This is a genomic window from Pseudomonas sp. NFACC25 (genome assembly GCF_900100935.1).
Classification (GTDB): Bacteria; Pseudomonadota; Gammaproteobacteria; order Pseudomonadales; family Pseudomonadaceae; genus Aquipseudomonas; species Aquipseudomonas marginalis.
Window position 1 is genome coordinate 720,996 of record NZ_FMUC01000001.1, and the last position, 22,100, is coordinate 743,095.

The 22,100-nt window shown below is 61.0% G+C and carries 23 protein-coding genes; 15 read left to right on the forward strand and 8 right to left on the reverse strand.

Features of this window, described 5'->3' with window-relative positions:
* Positions 1-32: 32 nt before the first annotated feature.
* The 8 genes from BLQ09_RS03435 to hemN all read left to right on the forward strand — a co-directional run bounded on the left by BLQ09_RS03435 (position 33) and on the right by hemN (position 7,748).
* Positions 33-287, forward strand: coding sequence for a type II toxin-antitoxin system Phd/YefM family antitoxin (locus BLQ09_RS03435; protein WP_027603731.1), 255 nt, complete (start codon positions 33-35; stop codon positions 285-287).
* Complete coding sequence (locus BLQ09_RS03440; RefSeq protein ID WP_092355334.1) at positions 287-697, forward strand: type II toxin-antitoxin system VapC family toxin; 411 nt, start codon at positions 287-289, stop codon at positions 695-697. The genes BLQ09_RS03435 and BLQ09_RS03440 overlap by 1 nt, the downstream gene beginning before the upstream one ends.
* Positions 698-904: 207 nt before the next feature.
* Positions 905-2,332, forward strand: a complete 1,428-nt coding sequence (ccoG, locus tag BLQ09_RS03445; RefSeq protein ID WP_027603729.1) for a cytochrome c oxidase accessory protein CcoG — start codon at positions 905-907, stop codon at positions 2,330-2,332.
* Between the two features lie 15 nt (positions 2,333-2,347).
* Positions 2,348-2,887: a FixH family protein gene (locus tag BLQ09_RS03450; RefSeq protein ID WP_065924741.1), complete on the forward strand. Its 540-nt coding sequence runs from the start codon at positions 2,348-2,350 to the stop codon at positions 2,885-2,887.
* Positions 2,888-2,895: 8 nt separating this feature from the next.
* On the forward strand, positions 2,896-5,346 hold the full coding sequence (locus BLQ09_RS03455) for a heavy metal translocating P-type ATPase (RefSeq protein WP_092355337.1): 2,451 nt from the start codon (positions 2,896-2,898) through the stop codon (positions 5,344-5,346).
* 22 nt (positions 5,347-5,368) lie between these two features.
* Positions 5,369-5,587: a cbb3-type cytochrome oxidase assembly protein CcoS gene (gene ccoS, locus BLQ09_RS03460; RefSeq protein WP_027603726.1), complete on the forward strand. Its 219-nt coding sequence runs from the start codon at positions 5,369-5,371 to the stop codon at positions 5,585-5,587.
* Entirely contained in the window at positions 5,580-6,263 is a 684-nt protein-coding gene (locus BLQ09_RS03465; protein WP_027603725.1) for a sulfite exporter TauE/SafE family protein, read from the forward strand. Before ccoS ends, BLQ09_RS03465 begins: the two co-directional genes overlap by 8 nt.
* A gap of 102 nt (positions 6,264-6,365) precedes the next feature.
* The gene (hemN, locus tag BLQ09_RS03470; RefSeq protein WP_027603724.1) at positions 6,366-7,748 is read left to right on the forward strand and encodes an oxygen-independent coproporphyrinogen III oxidase; all 1,383 of its coding nucleotides are present in this window, start codon (positions 6,366-6,368) and stop codon (positions 7,746-7,748) included.
* Here hemN and BLQ09_RS03475 read toward each other — a convergent pair whose 3' ends face one another.
* On the reverse strand, positions 7,749-8,216 hold the full coding sequence (locus BLQ09_RS03475) for a hypothetical protein (RefSeq protein WP_092355340.1): 468 nt from the start codon (positions 8,214-8,216) through the stop codon (positions 7,749-7,751).
* A 151-nt stretch (positions 8,217-8,367) separates the two neighbouring features.
* Here BLQ09_RS03475 and fnr point away from each other — a divergent pair, with 151 nt between their 5' ends.
* Both fnr and BLQ09_RS03485 read left to right on the forward strand, forming a co-directional pair.
* A complete protein-coding gene (gene fnr / locus BLQ09_RS03480) occupies positions 8,368-9,102 on the forward strand; it encodes a fumarate/nitrate reduction transcriptional regulator Fnr (RefSeq protein ID WP_027603722.1) in 735 nt (244 codons plus the stop codon).
* A gap of 79 nt (positions 9,103-9,181) precedes the next feature.
* Entirely contained in the window at positions 9,182-9,730 is a 549-nt protein-coding gene (locus tag BLQ09_RS03485) for an adenine phosphoribosyltransferase (protein WP_092355343.1), read from the forward strand.
* A 78-nt stretch (positions 9,731-9,808) separates the two neighbouring features.
* Here the strand turns inward: BLQ09_RS03485 and recR are convergent, their stop codons facing one another.
* From recR to dnaX, 4 genes are all read right to left on the reverse strand, one after another.
* A complete protein-coding gene (recR, locus tag BLQ09_RS03490) occupies positions 9,809-10,411 on the reverse strand; it encodes a recombination mediator RecR (RefSeq protein WP_027603720.1) in 603 nt (200 codons plus the stop codon).
* Between the two features lie 66 nt (positions 10,412-10,477).
* Positions 10,478-11,512: an NADP-dependent oxidoreductase gene (locus BLQ09_RS03495; protein WP_027603719.1), complete on the reverse strand. Its 1,035-nt coding sequence runs from the start codon at positions 11,510-11,512 to the stop codon at positions 10,478-10,480.
* Between the two features lie 133 nt (positions 11,513-11,645).
* Entirely contained in the window at positions 11,646-11,984 is a 339-nt protein-coding gene (locus tag BLQ09_RS03500; RefSeq protein ID WP_003193199.1) for a YbaB/EbfC family nucleoid-associated protein, read from the reverse strand.
* 43 nt (positions 11,985-12,027) lie between these two features.
* Positions 12,028-14,076, reverse strand: coding sequence for a DNA polymerase III subunit gamma/tau (gene dnaX, locus BLQ09_RS03505; RefSeq protein ID WP_092355346.1), 2,049 nt, complete (start codon positions 14,074-14,076; stop codon positions 12,028-12,030).
* A 133-nt stretch (positions 14,077-14,209) separates the two neighbouring features.
* Between dnaX and BLQ09_RS03510 the strand changes: the two genes are divergently transcribed.
* Both BLQ09_RS03510 and BLQ09_RS03515 read left to right on the forward strand, forming a co-directional pair.
* Positions 14,210-14,971, forward strand: a complete 762-nt coding sequence (locus tag BLQ09_RS03510) for a substrate-binding periplasmic protein (RefSeq protein WP_027603717.1) — start codon at positions 14,210-14,212, stop codon at positions 14,969-14,971.
* 54 nt (positions 14,972-15,025) lie between these two features.
* Positions 15,026-15,397 (forward strand): VOC family protein, encoded by a 372-nt coding sequence (locus BLQ09_RS03515; protein ID WP_027603716.1) that lies wholly within the window; start codon positions 15,026-15,028, stop codon positions 15,395-15,397.
* Here BLQ09_RS03515 and BLQ09_RS03520 read toward each other — a convergent pair.
* Entirely contained in the window at positions 15,311-16,270 is a 960-nt protein-coding gene (locus BLQ09_RS03520) for a DMT family transporter (RefSeq protein WP_092355349.1), read from the reverse strand. The genes BLQ09_RS03515 and BLQ09_RS03520 overlap by 87 nt on opposite strands.
* Positions 16,271-16,372: 102 nt before the next feature.
* Between BLQ09_RS03520 and BLQ09_RS03525 the strand changes: the two genes are divergently transcribed.
* Together BLQ09_RS03525 and BLQ09_RS03530 are read left to right on the forward strand one after the other, a co-directional pair.
* Positions 16,373-17,236: a LysR family transcriptional regulator gene (locus BLQ09_RS03525; protein ID WP_027603714.1), complete on the forward strand. Its 864-nt coding sequence runs from the start codon at positions 16,373-16,375 to the stop codon at positions 17,234-17,236.
* A gap of 61 nt (positions 17,237-17,297) precedes the next feature.
* A complete protein-coding gene (locus tag BLQ09_RS03530; RefSeq protein WP_092355352.1) occupies positions 17,298-18,200 on the forward strand; it encodes a DUF2167 domain-containing protein in 903 nt (300 codons plus the stop codon).
* A 56-nt stretch (positions 18,201-18,256) separates the two neighbouring features.
* On the opposite strand, the gene BLQ09_RS03535 is transcribed toward BLQ09_RS03530, so the two are convergent.
* Both BLQ09_RS03535 and BLQ09_RS03540 read right to left on the reverse strand, forming a co-directional pair.
* Entirely contained in the window at positions 18,257-18,844 is a 588-nt protein-coding gene (locus BLQ09_RS03535) for a hypothetical protein (RefSeq protein ID WP_092355355.1), read from the reverse strand.
* Between the two features lies 1 nt (position 18,845).
* Entirely contained in the window at positions 18,846-19,892 is a 1,047-nt protein-coding gene (locus BLQ09_RS03540) for an N-acetylmuramidase family protein (protein WP_027603711.1), read from the reverse strand.
* Positions 19,893-20,363: 471 nt separating this feature from the next.
* Here BLQ09_RS03540 and BLQ09_RS03545 point away from each other — a divergent pair, with 471 nt between their 5' ends.
* Positions 20,364-21,671: a site-specific integrase gene (locus BLQ09_RS03545; protein ID WP_092355357.1), complete on the forward strand. Its 1,308-nt coding sequence runs from the start codon at positions 20,364-20,366 to the stop codon at positions 21,669-21,671.
* Positions 21,672-22,100 lie beyond the last annotated feature (429 nt).

A 22,100-nucleotide genomic window follows, 5' to 3' on the forward strand; every position in this document is an offset into this window, starting at 1 on the left:
CTACATTCAACCCGCTCCAGGGGAGGCGCACCATGACTTTCACCACCATTTCCAGTCGCGAATTCAATCAAGACACAAGCGGTGCCAAAAAAGCCGCTCGCCAAGGCCCGGTTTTTATCACCGATCGCGGCAAGCCTGCCCATGTACTGCTAAGCATTGAGGACTACCAAAAGCTGACAGGTCTCAATGCCAACATCGTTGACCTGCTGGTGATGCCGGAAGCGGCCGATATCGACTTTGAAACCGAACGTGCCGTGATCACTCATCGACCCGTGGACCTCTCTTGATGTATCTACTCGACACCAACGTCATCTCTGAACTGCGTAAACCCCAGGCTGATGCAAACGTGGTCGCCTGGGCCAAAAGTGTCAGCGCACCGCGTATGTTTATTTCGGCAATCACCCTGAAAGAATTGGAAACCGGGGTCTTGCGCATTGAGCGGCGCGACCCGGCTCAGGGGAAGGTGTTGCGAACCTGGATCAAGCGTCATGTGATGCCGGCCTTTGATGCCAGAATCCTGCCCGTCGATGCTGCAGTCGCGTTGCGTTGCGCACACTTGCATATGCCGGACCGCGCCAATGAAAGTGACGCATTGATTGCCGCGACCGCGCTGGTGCATGGGCTCACGGTTGTCACGCGCAACGTCAGCGATTTCAAATCCAGCGGCGTTCCACTGATCAATCCTTGGGACGAATGACCGCTTCCTCCACGAAAACCGTCCATACTTCCCAAGTCAATTGATCCAGGTCACGTACACCATCAATTGATTTCCCCCAACGCGACCAAAGGTCGCACCCTTTGAGCACCATCGGGGGCGTATCATTACGCCACTGCAAGACCCTTAATTTGACCCCGGTTGGCACGTACTGGCCGAGGCAAATCTCCACCGCCGTGGGATGCAATGATGAGCAACCAGATACCGGTACATGACGTTACCCCGCCTGCCAAAAACGCCAGCAGTGCTGACACCAAGACTGTCGACCTGTACGCCTCGCGCGAAAAAATCTACACCCGCGCCTTCACCGGCCTCTTCCGCAACCTGCGCATGCTCGGCGGTGCCGGCCTGTTCCTGCTCTACTTCGGCACGGTGTGGCTGAACTGGGGCGGCCACCAGGCGGTGTGGTGGAACCTGCCGGAACGTAAGTTCTTTATTTTCGGCGCGACCTTCTGGCCCCAGGACTTCATCCTGCTGTCGGGCATCCTGATCGTCGCCGCGTTTGGCCTGTTCTTCATCACGGTGTACGCCGGCCGCGTGTGGTGCGGGTATACCTGCCCGCAAAGCGTGTGGACATGGATCTTCATGTGGTGCGAAAAGGTCACCGAAGGCGACCGCAACCAGCGTATCAAGCTGGACAAGGCACCCATGGGGGCCAACAAGTTCCTGCGCAAATTCAGCAAGCACACGCTGTGGCTGTTGATCGGTTTTGTCACCGGCATGACCTTTGTCGGCTACTTCTCGCCGATCCGCGAGCTGGTGTTCGACTTCTTCACCGGCCAGGCCGACGGCTGGTCGTATTTCTGGGTCGGCTTCTTCACCCTCGCCACCTATGGCAACGCCGGCTGGCTGCGCGAACAGGTGTGCATCTACATGTGCCCGTATGCACGCTTCCAGAGCGTGATGTTCGACAAGGACACCCTGATCGTTTCCTACGATCCACGCCGTGGCGAAGTGCGTGGCCCGCGTAAAAAAGGCACCGACTATAAGGCCCAGGGCCTGGGGGACTGCATCGACTGTACGATGTGCGTCCAGGTATGCCCTACCGGTATCGACATCCGCGACGGCCTGCAAATCGAGTGCATCGGTTGCGCCGCCTGTATCGACGCCTGCGACACCATCATGGACAAGATGGAGTACCCGCGCGGCCTGATCAGCTACACCACCGAGCACAACCTGTCGGGGCAGAAAACCCACAAGTTGCGCCCACGCCTGATCGGTTATGCCCTGGTGTTGCTGGCGATGATCAGCCTGTTGGCCGGGGCGTTCTTCATGCGTTCGCTGGTGGGCTTCGACGTGAGCAAGGACCGCGTGCTGTACCGCGAAAACGCCGAAGGGCGCATCGAAAACGTCTACAGCCTGAAGATCATGAACAAGGACCAGCGCGATCACACCTACGTGCTCGACGCCGCCGGCCTGCCGGACCTCAAGCTGCAAGGCCGACGTGAAATCAGAGTGGCGGCGGGCGATATCGTCAGCATGCCGGTGGAGCTGTCGAGTGCGCCGGAGCAACTGCCGTCGAGTACCAACGAGGTGAAATTCATCCTCACCGATGCCGATGACGCCAGCGTCCATGTTGAAGCCAAGAGCCGATTCATCGGCCCACAAGTTCGATAACGAGAGAACTGAACAATGCCCGTAGCCACTGCCGCAAGCCCCTGGTACAAGCACCTCTGGCCCTGGATCATCATTGGGATCCTGGCCTGCTCGGTGACCTTGACCTTGTCCATGGTGACCATCGCGGTGAACAACCCGGACAACCTGGTCAACGACAACTACTACGAGGCCGGCAAAGGCATCAACCGCTCCCTGGACCGCGAACGGTTGGCCCAGACCCTGCAACTGCGCGCCAAGCTGCACCTGGATGAGCTGACCGGCGAAGTCGAACTGCAACTCACCGGCTACAGCAACCCGAACACCCTGGAACTGAACCTCATCTCCCCGACCCAGCCGGAGAAGGATCGCAAGATCAACCTGACCCGCAGCGACAGCGAACCGGGCCGCTACATCGGCCAGGTCACCGACAAGGTCGAAGGCCGCCGCTTCGTGGAATTGCTGGGCGTGGAAGGCGACAGGACCTGGCGCCTGTTCGAGGAAGAAGAAGTCAGCCACGACAAGGATTTGCTGCTGGGTGATGAACCGTTGCAGGGTGCTGAAGACCTGAAAAAATAGCAGCGCCCATGACCAGCCCAACCCCCTGCTACCACTGCGCCCTGCCCGTCCCGTCCGGCAGTTGCTTCACCGCCGTGATCCTCGGCGAGCGCCGCGAGCTGTGCTGCCCCGGCTGCCAGGCCGTGGCCGAAGCGATTGTGGCCGGTGGGTTGGAAAGCTATTACCAGCACCGCAGCGAAGCCTCGGCCAATCCCGAGACGCTGCCAGTGCAACTGGTGGACGAACTGGCGCTGTATGACCGCGCAGACGTGCAAAAACCCTTCGTGCACCATGAAGGCGAGCTCGCCGAAACCACCTTGTTGATGGAAGGCATCAGTTGCGCCGCCTGTGGCTGGTTGATCGAGAAACACCTGCGCAGCCTGCCCGCCGTGGCCGAGGCGCGGCTGAACCTGTCCAACCATCGCCTGCAGGTGCGCTGGGCCGACGGGCAATTGCCGTTGAGCCAGTTGCTCAGTGAACTGCGCCATATCGGCTATGCCGCCCACCCGTATCAAGCGGACCGTGCGGCCGAGCAACTGGCCAGCGAGAACCGCCTGGCCCTGCGCCAGCTGGGGGTCGCCGGGCTGCTGTGGTTCCAGGCGATGATGGCGACCATGGCCACCTGGCCGGAATTCAATATCGACCTGAGCCCCGAGCTGCATGTGATCCTGCGCTGGGTGGCGATGTTTCTGACCACCCCCATCGTGTTCTACAGTTGTGCGCCGTTCTTCAAGGGCGCCATGCGCGACGTGCGTACGCGTCACCTGACCATGGACGTGTCGGTGTCCCTGGCCATTGGCGGGGCTTACCTGGCCGGGATCTGGACCGCAATCACCGGCGTGGGCGAGTTGTATTTCGATGCGGTGGGCATGTTTGCGCTGTTCCTGCTGGCAGGTCGCTACCTGGAGCGCCGTGCCCGGGAGCGCACGGCCGCCGCCACCGCGCAGTTGGTCAACCTGCTGCCCGCCTCATGCCTGCGCCTCAAAGGTGACGGCCAGAGCGAACGTATTCTCTTGAGCGAACTGGCGCTGGGCGACCGCGTGCTGGTGCATCCGGGCGCGGTTCTGCCGGCAGATGGGGTGATCCTCGACGGCCGCTCCAGCATCGATGAGTCGCTGCTCACCGGGGAGTACCTGCCGCTGCCGCGCCAAACCGGGGATGCGGTCACTGCCGGCACGCTGAACGTCGAAGGCGCGTTGACCGTCGAAGTGCGCGCCCTGGGCCATGAGACCCGCCTGTCCGCCATCGTGCGCCTGCTGGAGCGGGCCCAGGCCGAGAAGCCGCGCCTGGCGCAGATCGCCGACCGCGCCGCGCAGTGGTTCCTGTTGTGTTCGCTGATTGCCGCGGCGGTGATCGGCCTGTTGTGGTGGGAGCTGGATTCATCGCGGGCGTTCTGGATCGTGCTGGCGATGCTGGTCGCCACCTGCCCCTGCGCGTTGTCCCTGGCCACGCCGACCGCCCTCACCGCCGCCACCGGCACCCTGCACAAGCTCGGGCTATTGCTGACCCGTGGCCATGTGCTCGAAGGCCTGAACCAGATCGACACGGTGATCTTCGACAAGACAGGCACCCTCACCGAAGGCCGCCTGGCGTTGAAAGCGATCCGGCCCCTGGCCACTCTGAACATTGACGAATGCCTGGGCCTCGCCGCCGCCCTGGAAAACCGCTCCGAACACCCGATTGCCCGCGCCTTCGGGCGTGCGCCGCTGGCCGCCGACGAGGTGCTCAGTTCCCCGGGCCTTGGCCTGGAGGGCCGTGTCGGCACACGCCAGTTACGCATCGGCCAGCCGGGGTTTGTTTGTGCACTCAGTGGGTGCCCGACTCCCGCCGCTCCGGAGGATGACGGCCAATGGCTGCTGCTGGGCGACGGCGACGGTGCCCTGGCCTGGTTCGTCCTCGACGACCGCCTGCGCAGCGATGCCCCTGCCCTGCTGGCCGCCTGCAAGGCGCGTGGTTGGCGCACGCTGCTGCTGTCGGGGGACAGTTCGCCGATGGTCGCCAGCGTCGCCGCTGAACTGGGCATCGATGAAGCCCACGGCGGCCTGCGCCCAGACGACAAGCTCCACGTGCTGCAACAACTGCACAAGGAAGGCCGCAAGGTGCTGATGCTCGGCGATGGCGTCAACGATGTGCCGGTGCTGGCCGCCGCCGACATCAGCGTGGCCATGGGCTCGGCCACCGACCTGGCCAAGACCAGCGCCGATGCGGTGCTGCTGTCCAACCGCCTGGATGCCCTGGTGCAGGCCTTTACCCTGGCACGACGCACCCGTCGGGTGATCATTGAAAACCTGCTGTGGGCGGGACTGTACAATGGCCTTATGCTGCCGTTTGCCGCCCTCGGTTGGATCACCCCGATCTGGGCGGCGATCGGCATGTCCCTCAGTTCGTTGACCGTGGTGCTCAACGCCCTGCGCCTGACTCGCCTGCCGAGTGCGCAGGCCACAAGCGCCCCTTTGGTAACCCGCCCGCTGCCGGCTTGAGCCGCGCGGGCATGGAGTGCAGATGCCAGCTCTATACGTGATGATTCCGGCGGCGCTGCTGTTAGTGGGCGTGGCCATCTACATCTTCTTCTGGGCGGTGGACAGCGGCCAGTACGACGACCTCGACGGCCCGGCCCACAGCGTGCTGTTCGACGACCAGGACCCCAACCACCTGGCGGCCGTGGACGAAGCCAACGGCCCCGAGCAACCGCCCGTGCCCAAAGACCCGCCCCATGCTTGAGCTGGCGCCGCTGCTGGTCTCTGCGCTCATCCTCGGCCTGCTGGGCGGCGGCCATTGCCTGGGCATGTGCGGCGGGCTGATGGGCGCGCTTACCCTGGCGATTCCCAAGGAACAACGCAGCCGTCGATTCCGCCTGCTGCTGGCGTACAACCTGGGGCGCATCCTCAGCTATGCCAGCGCCGGGTTATTGATCGGCCTCGCCGGCTGGGCGGTGGCCAACAGCCCGGCGGCCCTGTTCATGCGTGTGCTCGCCGGGTTGCTGTTGATCTGCATGGGGCTGTACCTGGCCGGTTGGTGGAGCGGCCTCACCCGCATCGAAAGCCTCGGGCGCGGCCTGTGGCGCTGCATACAGCCCGTCGCCAACCGTTTGCTGCCGGTGTCCAGCCTGCCCCGCGCGCTGCTGCTGGGCGCGCTGTGGGGCTGGTTGCCGTGCGGGCTGGTCTACAGCACCCTGCTGTGGGCCGCCAGCCAGGGTAATGCGCTGGACAGTGCGCTGCTGATGCTGGCTTTTGGCTTAGGCACATGGCCAGTACTGCTGGCGACCGGGTTGGCGGCCGAACGCGTGACCGCGTTATTGCGCAAGCGCAGCGTGCGTATGGCCGGGGGCCTGCTGGTGATTATTTTCGGTATCTGGACCCTGCCAGGTCCGCACCAGCACTGGCTGATGGGCCATTAAAAGGCTATGTGGCATAGCGCCGCTCCCCGTTGATGCAAATCAAGATGCCCTACCGGCCACGCCCCTAGACTCGGCTCACTAGCCTATCCGGGGAATGCCCGCATGCTCGACGCCATTCGTTGGGACCCACATCTGATTCAACGCTACGACCTGGCGGGACCGCGCTACACGTCCTACCCCACCGCCGTACAATTCGACAGCCAGGTCGGCACCTTCGACCTGCTCCACGCCCTGCGCGAAAGCCGCAAGGCCACGCGACCGTTGTCGCTGTATGTGCATGTGCCGTTCTGCGCGAACATTTGCTACTACTGCGCGTGCAACAAGGTGATCACCAAGGACCGCGGCCGCGCCCAGGCCTACCTGCAACGCCTGGAGCAGGAGATTCAGTTGGTGGCCTGCCACCTCGACCCGAAACAGTCGGTTGAACAACTGCACTTCGGCGGCGGCACCCCGACCTTTCTCAGCCACGACGAACTGCGCCAGGTCATGGGCAGCCTGCGCCAGCACTTCAATCTGCTCGACGACGACTCCGGCGACTACAGCATCGAGATCGACCCGCGCGAAGCCGACTGGGCGACCATGGGCCTGCTGCGTGAACTGGGCTTCAACCGGGTGAGCATCGGCCTGCAAGACCTCGACCCCGACGTGCAGCGCGCGGTCAACCGCCTGCAAAGCCTGGAAGAAACCCGCGCGGTGATCGACGCCGCGCGCACCCTGCAGTTTCGCTCGATCAATATCGACCTGATCTACGGCCTGCCCAAGCAGACGCCGATCAACTTCGCGCGCACCGTGGAGGAAGTGATCAAGCTGCAGCCGGACCGCCTGTCGGTGTTCAACTACGCGCATCTGCCGGAACGCTTCATGCCCCAACGCCGGATCAACAGCGAGGAACTGCCGTCGCCGGAATCCAAACTGCTGATGCTGCAAACCACCATCGAGCAACTGACCCAGGCCGGCTACCGCTATATCGGCATGGACCACTTCGCCCTGCCGGACGACGAACTCGCCATTGCCCAGGAAGAAGGCACGCTGCAACGTAACTTCCAGGGCTACACCACCCACGGCCATTGCGACCTGATCGGGCTCGGCGTGTCAGCCATCAGCCAGATCGGCGACCTGTATTGCCAGAACAGCAGTGACCTGAACGGCTATCAGAACGCCCTGGCCAGCGCCCAACTGGCCACCAGCCGTGGCTTGCTGTGCACCACGGATGATCGGTTACGTCGGGAAGTGATCCAGCAGTTGATCTGCACGTTCAGCCTGGCCTTCGAGCAGATCGAACAGGCGTTCAACATCGATTTTCGCGGGTATTTCGACGAGGTCTGGCCGCAACTTGAGGCGATGGCGCAAGACGGCCTGATCGAACTGGATGCCCAAGGCATTCGCGTGCTGCCCGCCGGACGGCTGCTGGTGCGTTCAGTCTGCATGGTGTTCGATGCGTACCTGGAGCACCAGAACCGGCAGCGGTTTTCGCGGGTGATCTAGTTACATCGACAACGACGCGGCTTTGAGCGCGTCATCGGCGCTCATGGTCTTCATCGCTTTGGCCAGAGAGGTCTGGGCCGTCATCAAACCTGCCTGCAACGAACTGATCGCGCCTTGCACATTGGCGGTCTTGGCCCGGGCCTGCTCCGGGGTCAAGCTTTTGTCTGCCGCGATCGCCTGAAGCTCAGCCATTTTCTCGGCGATCTGCTGTTTCAGCTTGCGGATCATTTTCAGCACCTCCTTGACGTTATCGTCCAGGCCGCTGTCGTCGATATCGGCATTCGCGCTTTTGGGCGCCCCGGCCGCCTTGAACGCTGCGGCGGAAATAGTCACCGTCACCCCTTCAATCACCTTGGTTTCAGGCGCCGGCGCGGTCACGGGCAGCTTTTCCTCGGCCTCGGCAGCGGGCTTCAAGTCCTGCACGCTGGGTACACGGATGGCAGGGTTGTAAGCCGCGATAACAGACATGATCCGAGCTCCGAAGGGTAGATATGCAACTGTATCGGCAACGGTACAAAAAGCTTTATACCGTTGCCTGTTTTTTGTACAGGCTGGCTTCACTGCCCACCAGTGCGGTACCCTTACGTCTTATGTGTGTTTTCCCACAAGGATTTAAGAAATGTCCGAGCCAGTCAAACTGCGCGCTCACAGCCAGGCTCACTGCAAGGATTGCAGCCTGGCCCCCCTCTGCTTGCCACTTTCGTTGAATCTGGAAGACATGGATGCGCTGGACGAAATCGTTAAACGCGGTCGCCCGCTCAAGAAAGGCGAGTTTCTGTTTCGCCAGGGGGACAAGTTCGATTCCGTCTATGCAGTACGTTCGGGCGCGCTGAAGACCTTCAGCTTGAGCGACAGCGGCGAAGAGCAGATCACCGGTTTCCACCTGCCCAGCGAGCTGGTCGGGTTGTCGGGCATGGACACCGAGATTCACCCGGTGTCGGCCCAGGCCCTGGAAACCACCTCAGTGTGCGAAATCCCCTTCGAGCGCCTGGACGAACTGGCCCTGCAATTGCCACAACTGCGCCGTCAATTGATGCGCGTGATGAGCCGCGAGATTCGTGACGACCAACAGATGATGCTGCTGTTGTCGAAGAAAACCGCCGACGAGCGCATCGCCACCTTCCTGGTCAACCTGTCGGCGCGGTTCCGTGCCCGTGGTTTCTCGGCCAACCAGTTCCGCCTGAGCATGTCGCGCAACGAAATCGGCAATTACCTGGGCCTGGCGGTGGAAACCGTATCCCGTGTGTTTACCCGCTTCCAGCAGAGCGAACTGCTGGCCGCCGAAGGCAAGGAAGTGCACATCCTCGACCCGATCCAGCTGTGCGCACTCGCCGGTGGTTCCTTGGAAGGCTGATGCAGACGCGTGCGGCCGCGCCAATCGGTGAGGCCGCAGGTATACTTCGAGTCCGTTTTCCGCCCAGGACTCTTCGACGATGACTTTCGATTCGTTCGACATCAAATCCCTGATCCGCCCCGTCATCGACTTCCCCAAGCCTGGGGTGATCTTTCGTGACATCACACCGCTGTTCCAATCGCCCAAGGCCCTGCGCCTGGTGGCTGACTCCTTTGCCCATCGCTATGTCGAAGCCGATTTCAGCCATATCGGCGCGATGGATGCGCGCGGCTTCCTGATCGGCTCGATCATCGCCTACCAACTGAACAAGCCGCTGATCCTGTTCCGCAAGCAGGGCAAGCTGCCGGCTGACGTGCTGTCCGAGGGTTACCAGACCGAATACGGCGAGGCCTTCCTCGAAGTGCATGCCGACAGCCTGTGCGAAGGTGATTCGGTGCTGATGTTCGATGACCTGATCGCCACGGGCGGTACCCTGATCGCGGCGGCCAACCTGGTGCGACGCATGGGGGCGAAGATCTTTGAAGCGGCGGCGATCATTGACCTGCCGGAACTGGGCGGCTCGCAACGCCTGGAAGACATGGGCATCCCGACGTTTTGCCTGACCCGCTTTGCCCTCACCGAGCGGTAACGGCTGCGCGGACTGACGTTATCAGGGGCAAGTGGATTCGCCGCACTGCCCCTCCCACATTTGATCCTGCGCTGATCGTCAGAGCGCGATCGGTTTACGACCGGCGAACGAATGCGCCAACGTGCCGCCGTCCACCAACTCCAATTCGCCACCCAGCGGCACGCCATGGGCGATACGCGAAGTGACCAGGCCTTTGTTGCTCAGCAGTTGGGCGATGTAATGCGCGGTGGCTTCACCTTCTACGGTCGGGTTGGTGGCCAGGATCACCTCGGTAAAGGTGCCCTGCTCCTCGATACGCGCCACCAGCTGCGGAATGCCGATGGCCTCCGGCCCCAGGCCATCGAGCGGCGAGAGATGGCCCTTGAGCACGAAGTAGCGCCCGCGATAACCGGTCTGCTCCACCGCATACACATCCATCGGCCCTTCCACCACGCACAGCAGCGTGTCATCGCGGCGCGGGTCGGCGCATTGCGGGCAGAGTTCTTCTTCGGTGAGGGTCCGGCACTGGCGGCAGTGGCCCACCCCGGTCATGGCCTGGCTCAAAGCCTGGGCCAACCGGGTACCGCCGCTGCGATCACGCTCCAGCAGTTGCAGCGCCATGCGTTGGGCGGTTTTCTGGCCGACACCCGGCAACGTGCGCAGGGCATCGATCAGTTGGCGAATCAGGGGGCTGAAGCTCATGGGCGAGTGGTCCGACAAAACAACGAGACGCGGTTTATACCCGCGCCTCGGATTAGCGTCAAATGCTCAATCCTGCGCGACCCGTACCACCAACTTGCCGAAGTTGCGCCCTTCCAGCAAACCGATAAAGGCTTCGGGCGCCTGCTCCAGGCCCTCGACCACGTCTTCGCGGAACTTGATCTTGCCGTCGCGTACCCACGGCGCCATGGCGCTGAGGAACTCCGGCTGGCGATCACCGTAGTCGTCAAACACGATAAAGCCCTGGATCCGTACACGCTTGGTCAACAACGTGCGTTGCAGCGCCGGCAAGCGGTCAGGCCCGCTGGGCGCTTCATGGGCGTTATAGCCGGCGATCAGCCCGCACAGGGGGATGCGCGCCTTGGGGTTGAGCAACGGCAGCACGGCGTCGAACACCTTGCCACCGACGTTTTCGAAATAAATGTCCACGCCCTTGAAGCAGGCCTGGGCCAAGTCGTCGGCAAAGGTTGCGCTCTTGTGGTCGATGCAGGCATCAAAACCCAATTCGTCCACCACGTAGCGGCACTTCTCGGCACCGCCCGCAATCCCGACCACACGCAGGCCCTTGAGCATGGCCACCTGGCCGACCACCGAACCCACCGCGCCGGAGGCAGCCGCCACCACCAGGGTTTCTCCGGCTTTCGGCTGGCCGATGTCCATCAGGCCCATGTAGGCGGTCATGCCCGGCATGCCCAGCACCCCCAGGGCCATGGACGGGCTGGCCAGGCCATTGGGCACCGGGATCAGGTTGCGGCCGTCGGAAATGCTGTGGCTCTGCCAACCGGTGGCGCCGACGACCAGATCACCCACCTCGAATTTCGGATTACGCGATTGCTCGACACGGCTGACAGCCCCGCCGGTCATCACCTCGTCGATTTCCACCGGTGCGGCGTAGGACGGTGCGTCGCTCATGCGCCCGCGCATATAAGGGTCGAGGGAGAGGTAGAGCGTCTTCAGCAGGACCTGGCCGTCTGCCAATTCCGGCAAGGTCACCCGTTCCAGGCGGAAGTTTTCCGGCGTGGGTGCGCCTTGAGGGCGTGAGACCAGGACAATGCGCTGGTTCAATGTCGGTTCGTGAGGCATGAAGGGGCTCCTTGATCGAATCTATCGGTATAGGGTGCAGACCATGGGTGCCGCGCCAGGGTTCGATTGGATTGGCACAAACAAAAATGCCAGGCACAAGGCCTGGCATTGGAGTCTAGCTAAAGCCTGGCGATCAGAACGGCAGCTTCATGCCCGGTGGCAGTTGCATGCCGGCAGTCACGCCGGACATTTTGTCCTGGCTGTTGGCTTCGATCTTGCGCACGGCGTCGTTGACGGCCGCGGCGAACAACGCCTCGAGCATTTCCAGGTCATCTTCGCCCACGCCTGGCAATACGCTTGGGTCGATGCTCACGCGCTTGATGTCGTGACGACCGGTCATCACCACGCTGACCATATCGCCACCGGCTTTACCGGTGACTTCGGCGTTGGCCAGCTCTTCCTGCATCTTGGCCATCTTTTCCTGCATCTGCTGCGCCTGCTTCATCAGGCCGGCCATGCCACCTTTCATCATGGGAATCACCTCAAAAGTACGTGGATCAATGAATAGCCCGGTGTCAGGATGACTGGGGCACCGGGGCTTCGACAGGTTCAATTGTATCTTGGCGAACGACCGCACCGAACTGCTGCATCATTTGCTGGATGAGCGGATCGCCGTGGATCGAGTCCTCAGCCTCGCGCTGGCGGTTGATACGCCGGCGGGTCGCGGCCTGGGCCGGGGTTTCCTGCTCGGGCTTGATCAACTCGATGGCGATGGTCAGCGTGCGCCCATGGTACTGGTTCAGGGCATCGTTGAGGCGCCGCTGTTGGGTCGCGTTGAACAGGGCGCTGTGGGCCGGGTCCAGGTGCAACAGCCAGTGGTCGCCGTCGATGGCGATCAGGGTGCAGTTGGCGGCGATGCTGCCGGTCATGCCGGAAATCGGCAGTTTCGGGAACAGCTCCAGCCATTGCAGGGCCAGGCCGGTGGCCGGTGCCGCAGCGGGCTCCACCTCGGGTTCCGGGGCCGGCTCGGCGGTGTGCTCGCTGGCCAGGTCGTCCAGGTAGCTGTAGGCCGAATCCATGTCCGGCTCGATGTAGTCTTCGTCCAGCGGCGGTTCGTCGTCGAGGTCGATGCCCGGGGTTGCGGCTTCGACCTGGGCCACAGTCGGCTCGGGAACCGGGGCCGACACCCACTCGGGGGCGGCCGGTACCACGCTGTCCGGCGTCGGCGCAGGCATCGGCGTCAGCTCGGGCTGCTCACCGACGGTTTCCAGGACAGGCTCGACATAGGGCTGCTGTTCGACCTCGACCTCAGCGTCTACCGGGTCACTCCAGGGCAGGTCGACCACAGGCTCGGGCTCGACAACCGGTTCCGGCTCAACCACCGCTGCCGCCACTACCGGTGCCGGCTCAGGCGCCGGCGCAACAGGGGCAGCAACCACTGGCGCGACCACCGCCGCGCCAGCCACTGGTTTGACGGAATCAACTGTGGCCTGGCTGATCCCCACTGGCTTTAGCGGCTGTCTCGGTGCGTCTGCCGAATCCGCCGGCCGGAAGGCCAGCATCCGCAGCAGGACCATCTCGAAGCCTCCGCGCGGATCGGGCGCCAAAGGCAGGTCGCGACGACCGATCAGGCCCATCTGGTAGTAGAACTGCACGTCTTCGGCCGGCAACGCCTGGGCCAGGGCCAACACGCGGTCGCGGTCGCCATGGCCGTTGTCGACACCTTCCGGCAATGCCTGGGCGATGGCAACGCGGTGCAGCACATTGAGGATTTCCGAGAGCACGCCGTTCCAGTCCGGGCCTTGCTCCGAGAGGTGGCGCACGGCTTCGAGCAACGCCTTGGCATCGCCCTCGATCAGCGCGTGCAGCACGTCGAACACCTGGCCGTGGTCCAGGGTGCCGAGCATGGCGCGCACATCGGCGGCCATGACCTTGCCTTCACCAAAGGCAATGGCCTGGTCGGTGAGGCTCATGGCATCGCGCATCGAGCCATCGGCGGCGCGGCCCAGCAGCCACAGTGCGTCGTCTTCGAACGGTACGTTCTCGACACCCAGCACGTGGGTCAAATGCTCCACCACGCGCTCGGGGGTCATGTTCTTCAGGGAGAACTGCAGGCACCGCGACAGGATCGTTGCAGGCAGTTTCTGCGGGTCGGTGGTGGCCAGGATGAATTTGACGTAGGGCGGCGGCTCTTCCAGGGTTTTCAACAAGGCGTTGAAGGAATGGCTGGAAAGCATGTGCACTTCGTCGATCAGGTAGACCTTGAAGCGGCCACGGCTGGGCGCGTACTGCACATTGTCGAGCAGCTCGCGGGTGTCTTCGACCTTGGTGCGGCTCGCGGCGTCGATCTCGATCAGGTCGACGAAACGCCCTTCGTCGATCTCGCGGCACACCGAGCAGGTGCCGCAGGGCGTCGAAGTGATACCGGTTTCACAGTTCAGGCATTTGGCGATGATGCGCGCAATGGTGGTCTTGCCCACTCCACGGGTACCGGTGAACAGATAGGCGTGGTGCAGCCGCTGGCTGTCCAAGGCATTGATCAGAGCCTTGAGCACATGGGTCTGGCCGACCATTTCGCGGAACGAGCGCGGACGCCATTTACGTGCAAGAACCTGATAACTCATCGAAAACCGTCGCAACTGGGAAGCGGAAGCGGGTAATGCTAGCGGAGCAAGGGGGAAATTGCATCCGGCACGCTCGCCTAATCTGACTAAGCTCTGCTGACTGGCCCCGAAAAGGCCTGAACCCGGAGAGTGTATGCGCGTAGTCCTGGGCGCTTTATGGATGATGACCACGGCTTGCCTGGCGGCGCCTGCACCGCTGCGTTTCTCGGTTTCCGACAGTTGGGCGATGCCCATGGTGCAGGTGGAGAACGGCCGGCCTACACAGGGGATTTTGTATGATTTGATGTTGAGCCTGGCCACCCAGGTTGGCCAGCCGGCGGAATTCCACGTGCTGGCCCGCGCCCGTATCGCCACAGCCATGGGTCACGGGGATATTGATGTGCGCTGTTATGTCACCCAGGCGTGGGTCGACAACCTGTCCGGCGACTACATCTGGAGCTTGCCTTTAATGGTGCAGCGCAATGTGCTGGTCAGTGTGCGCAACCAGCCGGTGCAGGTGCTCAAGCTGACACCCCAGCCGATCGGCACGGTGCTCAACTATCGCTATGGCGCCCTCGACCCACTGTTTGCCAACGGCCAACTCACCCGCGACGACGCCCGCAGCGAAGAACAGGTGCTGCACAAGCTGGTGGCGGGGCGATTCAACTACGCAGTGAGCAATGAATGGATCGTCGACCGTTTCAACCAGAAAATGCCAATCAGCCAGCGCTTGCACAAAGTTGCGCTGATTGAGGAGCAAAACCTCGGCTGCATCGTGCGCAACGATCCCGACGTGCCGGCCCAAAAGATCCTGCGCACTCTGCTGCGGATGAAAATGTCCGGCGAAATCGACGACATCATCAAGCTATACACTGGCGAAGACCCGGTCCCCCTGCACGCTCCTGACAAAAACTGACAGGCACTCCTTATAGACTCGGCGCCACACCACGCCCGTTCTCAAGGAGCCCACATGAACACCCTCGCCCATTACTTCCTGCTGTACGTCGACAGCCCGGCCACCAGTGCCCATTTCTATAGCCGCCTGCTGGGCAAGCCGCCGGTCGAATTGAACCCGACCTTTGCCCTGTTCATTCTGGACAATGGGGTAAAGCTCGGGCTGTGGTCGCGTCATACCGTAGAGCCGGCAGCCCGGTTCACAGGCGGTGGCGGTGAAGTGGGCTTCTCGCTGCCCGACATGGCCGCCGTGGACGCGTTGCACGACCAATGGGCAGAACGGGGCGCCATCATTGTCCAGTCACCGACGCCCATGGACTTCGGCTACACCTTCGTCGCCCAGGACCTCGATGGCCACCGCTTGCGCGCGTTTAGCCTGAACGACTGACCGCCAGCGCCCCTCCAGGCTGATGGCCGCCACGCTGGCCAGCACGATCACAGCGCCCAGCATCACCTGCACGGCAATGTGCTCGCCCAGCAACGTCGCGGCCATCACCATCGCCACCGGCGGGATCAGGTACATCGCCACCGACGCGCGGCTGACCTCCACATGCTTCAACACATACCCCCAGGCCAGATACGCCAAGGCGCTGGGGAAAATCCCGAGCACCAGCACCGCCACGTTCTCTGCCAACGGCGCCTGCACCACTGCAGCCGGCAGGCCCGGCAGGTTCACACACAGCATCAGGGTGCCCGCCCACACCATGTAGCACGCCATGGTCAGCGGACTGTAGCGGTGGGCATAGTGTTTCTGCAGGGCGAAGTACACGCTCCACGACACCGCCGCCAGCAGGATCAACAAGCCACGCGGGTCGATCTCACCCAGCCCCTGATCCCCCCAGATCACCACCAGCACGCCGAGCAGCCCCAGCAAGACGCAGCCCCAGCGCCAGGCACTGACCCGTTCCTTCAGACAGAAAAACGCGACCAGCACACTGAACAACGGCGCCGACTGCGCCAGGACGCTGGACGCCGCTGCCGTTACCCATTGCTGTCCGTAATTGATCGCAGTGTGATGCAGGAACACGCCGAAGAACCCCAGCACCAGCAACCACGGAACATCCCGCAGGCGCGGCCGGCCGATGCCCATCACCAGTGCCACACCGCCCATGAACAGCGAGGCAATCAAAAACCTTAGCAACGCCAATTGGCCGGGACTGTAGCTGTGCAGCCCCATGTGCACGCCAATCGGCGAATAGGCCCAACACAGGATGACGCTGGCGATGACTAGCGTAAGCTTTACAGGTGAAGGGGTATTCATCGATGGCGTCCAGAAACCGGGAAGGAGTGCCGTCAGTCTTGGCCCGGGCAAGGCGCAGGACAATTAACCGTTTCTGACTTCTGCAATCACTGGAACTGAGCAATGGAACTGGCCCAACTGAAAATGGTGCGAGCCGTGGCACAAACCGGCAGCGTGGCCCAGGCGGCCGTGCTGCTGCATTGCGTGCCGTCCAACATCACCACGCGCATCAAGCAGCTGGAAGGCGAGCTGGGCACACCGCTATTCATCCGCGCCGGACGTGGACTGGCCATCAGTGCCGCCGGTGAGATTTTCCTGGATTACTGCGAGCGCATCCTGGCGCTGGTGGATGAGTCCAAACGCGCCGTGGACGCCAATGCGATTCCCCGTGGCACCTTGCGTATCGGCGCGGTGGAGTCCAGCGCCAGCGGGCGCTTGCCGCCCCTGCTGGCGGAGTATCACCGGCGCTACCCCGATGTCAGCCTGGAACTGGTGACCGGCGCCTGGGGCCCGTTGCTCGACGACCTGCAACACCACCGCCTGGACGTGGCGCTGGTGGCCGCCGGCAACAAACGCACCAAGCTCGAACACAGCGTGGTCTACAGCGAACGCCTGGTGCTGATCGCCAGCGCGTCCAGCGCCCCCATCAGTGGCGCCGAGGACCTCGCCGGCCGCACCCTGCTGGTATGGCCACCCGGCTGCCCGTATCGCGCAGCCCTGGAAAACTGGGTCAAGCCCCATGACTTCAAGCCGACCATCGCCAGTTATGCCAGCTGGGGCACGATTATCGGCTGCGTCAGCGCGGGGATTGGCGTGGCGTTGGCGCCGGAGGGGATCCTGGCCCGCTATGAGCAGGCCAACCAGCTGGCGTCTTATCGATTTGAAGAGTTGGCGGCGGTGGATAACCTGCTGTTCTGGCACAAGGACACCCAGCGGCATCTGGCCAGGGACGCATTTGCCGAGCTGTTGCGGGAGACTTTTGACTAACTCGCAACATGTTGTTTCGGTTATCCTCCAGCGAAATTAATTCAAAATGTAAGGGACTACCATGAATTACTTCCGCCTGTTGTTGGCGGCGGCCGCTCTGAGCCTGCCTGCCGCGCCTGCCGTTGCTGCTGCCTCGCCTGCCCCCATTGAAACCAGTGCCCCCGCCGAAACAGCCGAGCACTTTCTGGCGTCACTCAACCAAAAGACCGGCACGGTCACCCTGCCCAGCGGCATCGCCACCCTCAAGCTCACCGACGAGTTCTACTACCTCGACCCCGCCGATACCGAGCGCTTGCTCACCGATGGCTGGGGCAACCCGCCGGGCTTCAAGACCCTGGGCATGATCGTGCCCAAAGCCGTCAGCCCATTGTCGGAACGCGGTTGGGGCGTGATCGTCAGCTACAAGGCAGATGGGCACATCTCCGACGAAGATGCGGCAAAAATCGACTACGCCGACCTGCTCAAGCAAATGCAGGAAGAAGACGAAGCAGAGAACAAGGAACGCCAGAAACAAGGCTACGCCGGCCTGCATCTGCTGGGCTGGGCCGAGCCACCGCGCTACGACGACACCACCCACAAGATGTATTGGGCCCGCGAACTGAAGGCTGACGACGCCGACCAGAACACCCTCAACTACAGCATCCGCGTGTTGGGCCGTGAAGGCGTACTGGAACTCAACGCTGTGGCCGCCATGGCCGACCTGGCCACCATCCAACAGGAATTGCCTAAGGTGCTGGCCTTTACCAACTTCACCGACGGCAACCTCTATACCGACTTCAACCCGAAAACCGACAAGCTTGCCACTTACGGCCTCGCCGCGCTGGTTGCCGGTGGGATCGCCGCCAAGGCCGGGCTATTTGCCAAGATCGGTATCTTCCTGCTGGCTGCGAAGAAGTTCCTGGTGATCGGCGTAGTGGCGCTGCTCGCAGTGATTCGCAAGCTGTTCAACCGCGGCAAGGCCTGAACCCCAGGCACAAAAACGCCGCAGCGTGCCCGGCACACTGCGGCGATTGGGATGACTCAGTTGGGCGCGACCAGTCGACTGTATTGATCCTGGCTGATCCAGCCACTGAACGAGCGGTCGTCGTCATTGATGAACTCGACCTGGGCCCAACCGTCCTTGAAGGCCAGCACACCGACCACATCGCGCTTGACGATATACGGACGCTTGGCGGCCTTGGCGCCTGGGGCCTTGAGCAGGTAAGCCTTGTCGGCAGACACCGTCACCAGGCCGATCCATTGTTTGCTGGCGGTCTGGGTCAGGTCCAGGCCGGTGGCAATCTCCGGCATCAGCACATTCAGGCAGCCGGGGTGCTGGCGGCCCTCTTCCACCGTCAGGGTCACGCCATCGGACGAAGGCGCCAGGCTGCCGGGATGAGCCTCGTCAAGCCACGTGGTGAGCGCCTCAGGCTTGCCTTGCAGGTAAAACGCGCAACGGCGGGTGACGCCCTCGCCCATGGTTTCCGAATAGAACCCTTCGACCTGATGCTCCGGCGTCACCGCCAGCATCAGCCCTTCGTACTTGCCCGAATGCAACGCGGCCGAACCGGCCAAGGCAGGGCCCACGGCGCACAACGACAACACACCTATCGCTAGAAAACGGATCATCCTATTTTTTCCCTTCAAGTTTTTCGTAGGCTTTTTGCATAAGGACGTCGTAGTTGCCGTAGTCCTCGCCGTTATAGTTACGTGCCATGCCGGTAAAATCCTTGGCTTTCATGGCCTTCATCAATGCCGGGCTCTTGCTGCAAAAACCGAGGAAGGCTTTTAGTTGGTTACCGGCATTCACCTTTAGTGCTGCCGAAAACTCAAACACCGTCTTGTAGCCGCACGAGGCAAAGTTAAAGCCCATGATCTGGAACATGCCCCACGACGCCGACATGAGGGCCGCTTCCTGGTCCAGGCCAAAAGCGGTGGCCATGGTTTCCCAAGCCTTGGCCTGGTCCTTGTTATTGGCCTGCCACTGCGGCCCGGCCTTTTTCTTGTAGGGGTAGGACAGCAGCGGGTGCGCCTGGTCGTAGATGTGCTTGGTGTACTTGCGAAACAAGTGCCCTTCAAACGCGATCACCGGCAACTTGGCCGGCCCGAACCCGGAACGCCCACCTGATTCCACGGTGGCGAAGGCCTTGATGATATTCACCGAAATACCGCTGCCCAACTGCGTGGCAGCATTCTGGAAATCCGTTTCACTGAGGGTCATGCCCCCGTCGCACGTGGCCTGGAGCATCAATTGCCGGTTACGCCGCTCGGCCTCGATCATCGCGCGCATGCGGTCCAGGTACACATTGACCGTGGCCTGCACCGCATCGCCCTGGTTGTTGCCGAATGCATTGAGAAAACTCGGGATGCGCATCGTCGGAAAGGCCTTCACCGGCACCTTCACCGCTTCTTCGATCAGGCTGTTGAACGTACGACCGGTGGGGTCGACCACACCATCGGGATGGGCATACTTGAGGTGGCGAAACTGGTATTGGCTGATGCACTGCACCAACTGGCCATCGCACTTGCCGTTTTCGGCCAGCGGGAAACCCATCTTGGGAATGATCAGATTGAATAAATACTGGATGCACTGCACATCGGCGGGCAAGTTGCGGGCTTTACCCGGCGCACCTACCGAAGCACTGATAAGACGGGGTAACCCTTGCAGGCTTTTCATCACAGACATCCTTGTTAGTTAAAGAAGTGATGGCACTTCAATATCAAGTCGGCGCCCTCGTCATACTCTGTAACAAGTGGCCGGCGGAAACTAACAAGGCGGTTTGGGGTTGTCCAGAGGGGTGTTGGAAAGTTGTGAAACAACCATCATCGACCGCGCAATAAAACATCGGCAGTTGACTGAAAACAGGTGATTTGGATTTGAATCGAAGGGGACTGCAAGGAGGAGCGTTATGGAGGCAACCCCACCAGCCACACCCCGGCACACAATGTTCCCGCTGTGGCTGCTGCCTTCCGGCTCTGACCATGTCGCATGCAAGCATGCTCGGGTATCGTTGCGAAGCTTCTATATCAAGGGTTGTAGCATTATAGGGTTGCTCCTACCTCCTGTGTTCAAGGTGATCACAGTCAGCAAAAACTCGGGGTGCAGTCAGCATTGTTCCACTTTGCTGTTCCACTCTGGTGTTCCACTATGACCTATATTGTTCGCCGCCAATCAGGCTATTACCTAAACCTTCGATTGCCCAAGCACCTGTTCCCGAACCGTCACACGTTGCGCGTGTGCTTGAACATTCGAGAACGTCAGAGCGCCTTGTTCCTCGCTGCCTCCCTTGCTCAGCAGATACATGAACACCTTTCCGAGCATCCTCTAGCAGACATCCTGACGTTGCGTAGACTCTGTACTGAATGGCGAGATAAATGCCCTGCTCCACCTTCAACGCATCGCTCATACCAACCCATAGCTAAGCCTGCAAAATCAGTCGCTAATGGTCCGGCTCTGTCTACCCTGTCGAAGCTCTATATAGATGAGGGCAAACGTGGTGGCACGTGGCGAGAAGTCAGCACGCACGAAGTCGAACGCTCGTTACGAGATTTGTTCGAACTGATGGGCGACATGCCCGCCGAAGCTTTCGACGTGCACCAAGCTCGACTGTTGAAAGATCGCCTCAGCCGATGCCCTCAATACTTTGCACTGTTGCCTCAGTTCAAGGGCAAGACGTTGATACAGGTGATCGACTCCGGCGGGACGTACAAAACCATCACCGCCGTGACTGTGAACAACCGTCTACGCAAGCTCTCGGCATTCATGAATTGGTGCAAGTCGAATGGTTACGTTGCCGACAATCCATTGATGGGACTCAAGGTCATGGTGGGATCAGCGAAGGAAGCACGACTGTCGTTTGAATCAGCAGACCTGACAACCCTACTCAATCTGGATGCGCTGAAGGCAGAAGCCCGCAAACATCCATGGCGGTACTGGCTACCCTTGCTGGGAAGGCTCACCGGCGCCCGATTGGAAGAGCTTTGCCAGTTGCACGTTGTTGACTTCATCACGTTGCAAGGAATCAATTGTATAAAAATCGACGATGGTCACGAATCTCAGAAACTCAAGAACAGCAGCAGTCGCCGGACGTTACCAATCCATCCTGCGTTGATTCAGTTGGGACTGCTCGATTATGTGAACAATCAGCGAAATCAAAACTCAGATCGACTTTTTCCAGAGCTGGAACCTGTTCGCGGCAAGCTAGGTCATGCACCGTCGAAATGGTTTAGTCGGTATCGGACCAAAATGGGTATCAACGACCCCAAGAAAACCTTTCACAGTTTCCGTCACACAATGATCGATGACCTAAGGGAGGCTGGCGTACAAGATTCCCTGATCAAGCGTATCGCTGGTCACGAAGACTCTGCCGTCACATTCGGTGTTTACGGTAGCCGCATCCCTATCAAAGCAATGGCCGAAGCAATCCGACACCTAAACTTTGAATTTGAAAATTAGTTAATGAAAAGTTGTTGACAAATGCTCAACGGTATTGACTTATTCAAACTTTTAAGTGTATAATTGCACATATAGGAGAAGAAGTAATACTGCGATCCGCAGCTCCCTCCCTGCTCATTACTGAAACTCAGCCCTTCCTTCTGTATTGTCAGTAACTTGTTATTTCTTCTCCGCAAAATTCTAAAGTCGTAATCTTTACAGGTTACGGCTTTTTTATTGTCGTAACACAACACAAACCCAAACTCTTTCTCACCAACTATAAAATGGAGCGATTTTTCATGCCTGTAGAAAAGCAATGCACTGTCTGTAACAAATCACTAGCCGGCTATCGTAGCCACGCTGAAGTCTGTGGATCAACCTGTCGTGGAATTAAATTCAGGGCAAATAAAGAACCAATGATTCCTGTGAAGATTGCATTTAGTACCACTC

Excerpts from the sequence above, each read along its gene's own strand:
- BLQ09_RS03435 (WP_027603731.1), top strand. The coding sequence starts at position 33 with ATGACTTTCACCACCATTTCCAGTCGCGAATTCAATCAAGACACAAGC.
- BLQ09_RS03440 (WP_092355334.1), top strand. The coding sequence starts at position 287 with ATGTATCTACTCGACACCAACGTCATCTCTGAACTGCGTAAACCCCAG.
- ccoG (WP_027603729.1), top strand. The coding sequence starts at position 905 with ATGAGCAACCAGATACCGGTACATGACGTTACCCCGCCTGCCAAAAAC.
- BLQ09_RS03450 (WP_065924741.1), top strand. The coding sequence starts at position 2,348 with ATGCCCGTAGCCACTGCCGCAAGCCCCTGGTACAAGCACCTCTGGCCC.
- BLQ09_RS03455 (WP_092355337.1), top strand. The coding sequence starts at position 2,896 with ATGACCAGCCCAACCCCCTGCTACCACTGCGCCCTGCCCGTCCCGTCC.
- ccoS (WP_027603726.1), top strand. The coding sequence starts at position 5,369 with ATGCCAGCTCTATACGTGATGATTCCGGCGGCGCTGCTGTTAGTGGGC.
- BLQ09_RS03465 (WP_027603725.1), top strand. The coding sequence starts at position 5,580 with ATGCTTGAGCTGGCGCCGCTGCTGGTCTCTGCGCTCATCCTCGGCCTG.
- hemN (WP_027603724.1), top strand. The coding sequence starts at position 6,366 with ATGCTCGACGCCATTCGTTGGGACCCACATCTGATTCAACGCTACGAC.
- BLQ09_RS03475 (WP_092355340.1), bottom strand. The coding sequence starts at position 8,216 with ATGTCTGTTATCGCGGCTTACAACCCTGCCATCCGTGTACCCAGCGTG.
- fnr (WP_027603722.1), top strand. The coding sequence starts at position 8,368 with ATGTCCGAGCCAGTCAAACTGCGCGCTCACAGCCAGGCTCACTGCAAG.
- BLQ09_RS03485 (WP_092355343.1), top strand. The coding sequence starts at position 9,182 with ATGACTTTCGATTCGTTCGACATCAAATCCCTGATCCGCCCCGTCATC.
- recR (WP_027603720.1), bottom strand. The coding sequence starts at position 10,411 with ATGAGCTTCAGCCCCCTGATTCGCCAACTGATCGATGCCCTGCGCACG.
- BLQ09_RS03495 (WP_027603719.1), bottom strand. The coding sequence starts at position 11,512 with ATGCCTCACGAACCGACATTGAACCAGCGCATTGTCCTGGTCTCACGC.
- BLQ09_RS03500 (WP_003193199.1), bottom strand. The coding sequence starts at position 11,984 with ATGATGAAAGGTGGCATGGCCGGCCTGATGAAGCAGGCGCAGCAGATG.
- dnaX (WP_092355346.1), bottom strand. The coding sequence starts at position 14,076 with ATGAGTTATCAGGTTCTTGCACGTAAATGGCGTCCGCGCTCGTTCCGC.
- BLQ09_RS03510 (WP_027603717.1), top strand. The coding sequence starts at position 14,210 with ATGCGCGTAGTCCTGGGCGCTTTATGGATGATGACCACGGCTTGCCTG.
- BLQ09_RS03515 (WP_027603716.1), top strand. The coding sequence starts at position 15,026 with ATGAACACCCTCGCCCATTACTTCCTGCTGTACGTCGACAGCCCGGCC.
- BLQ09_RS03520 (WP_092355349.1), bottom strand. The coding sequence starts at position 16,270 with ATGAATACCCCTTCACCTGTAAAGCTTACGCTAGTCATCGCCAGCGTC.
- BLQ09_RS03525 (WP_027603714.1), top strand. The coding sequence starts at position 16,373 with ATGGAACTGGCCCAACTGAAAATGGTGCGAGCCGTGGCACAAACCGGC.
- BLQ09_RS03530 (WP_092355352.1), top strand. The coding sequence starts at position 17,298 with ATGAATTACTTCCGCCTGTTGTTGGCGGCGGCCGCTCTGAGCCTGCCT.
- BLQ09_RS03535 (WP_092355355.1), bottom strand. The coding sequence starts at position 18,844 with ATGATCCGTTTTCTAGCGATAGGTGTGTTGTCGTTGTGCGCCGTGGGC.
- BLQ09_RS03540 (WP_027603711.1), bottom strand. The coding sequence starts at position 19,892 with ATGAAAAGCCTGCAAGGGTTACCCCGTCTTATCAGTGCTTCGGTAGGT.
- BLQ09_RS03545 (WP_092355357.1), top strand. The coding sequence starts at position 20,364 with ATGACCTATATTGTTCGCCGCCAATCAGGCTATTACCTAAACCTTCGA.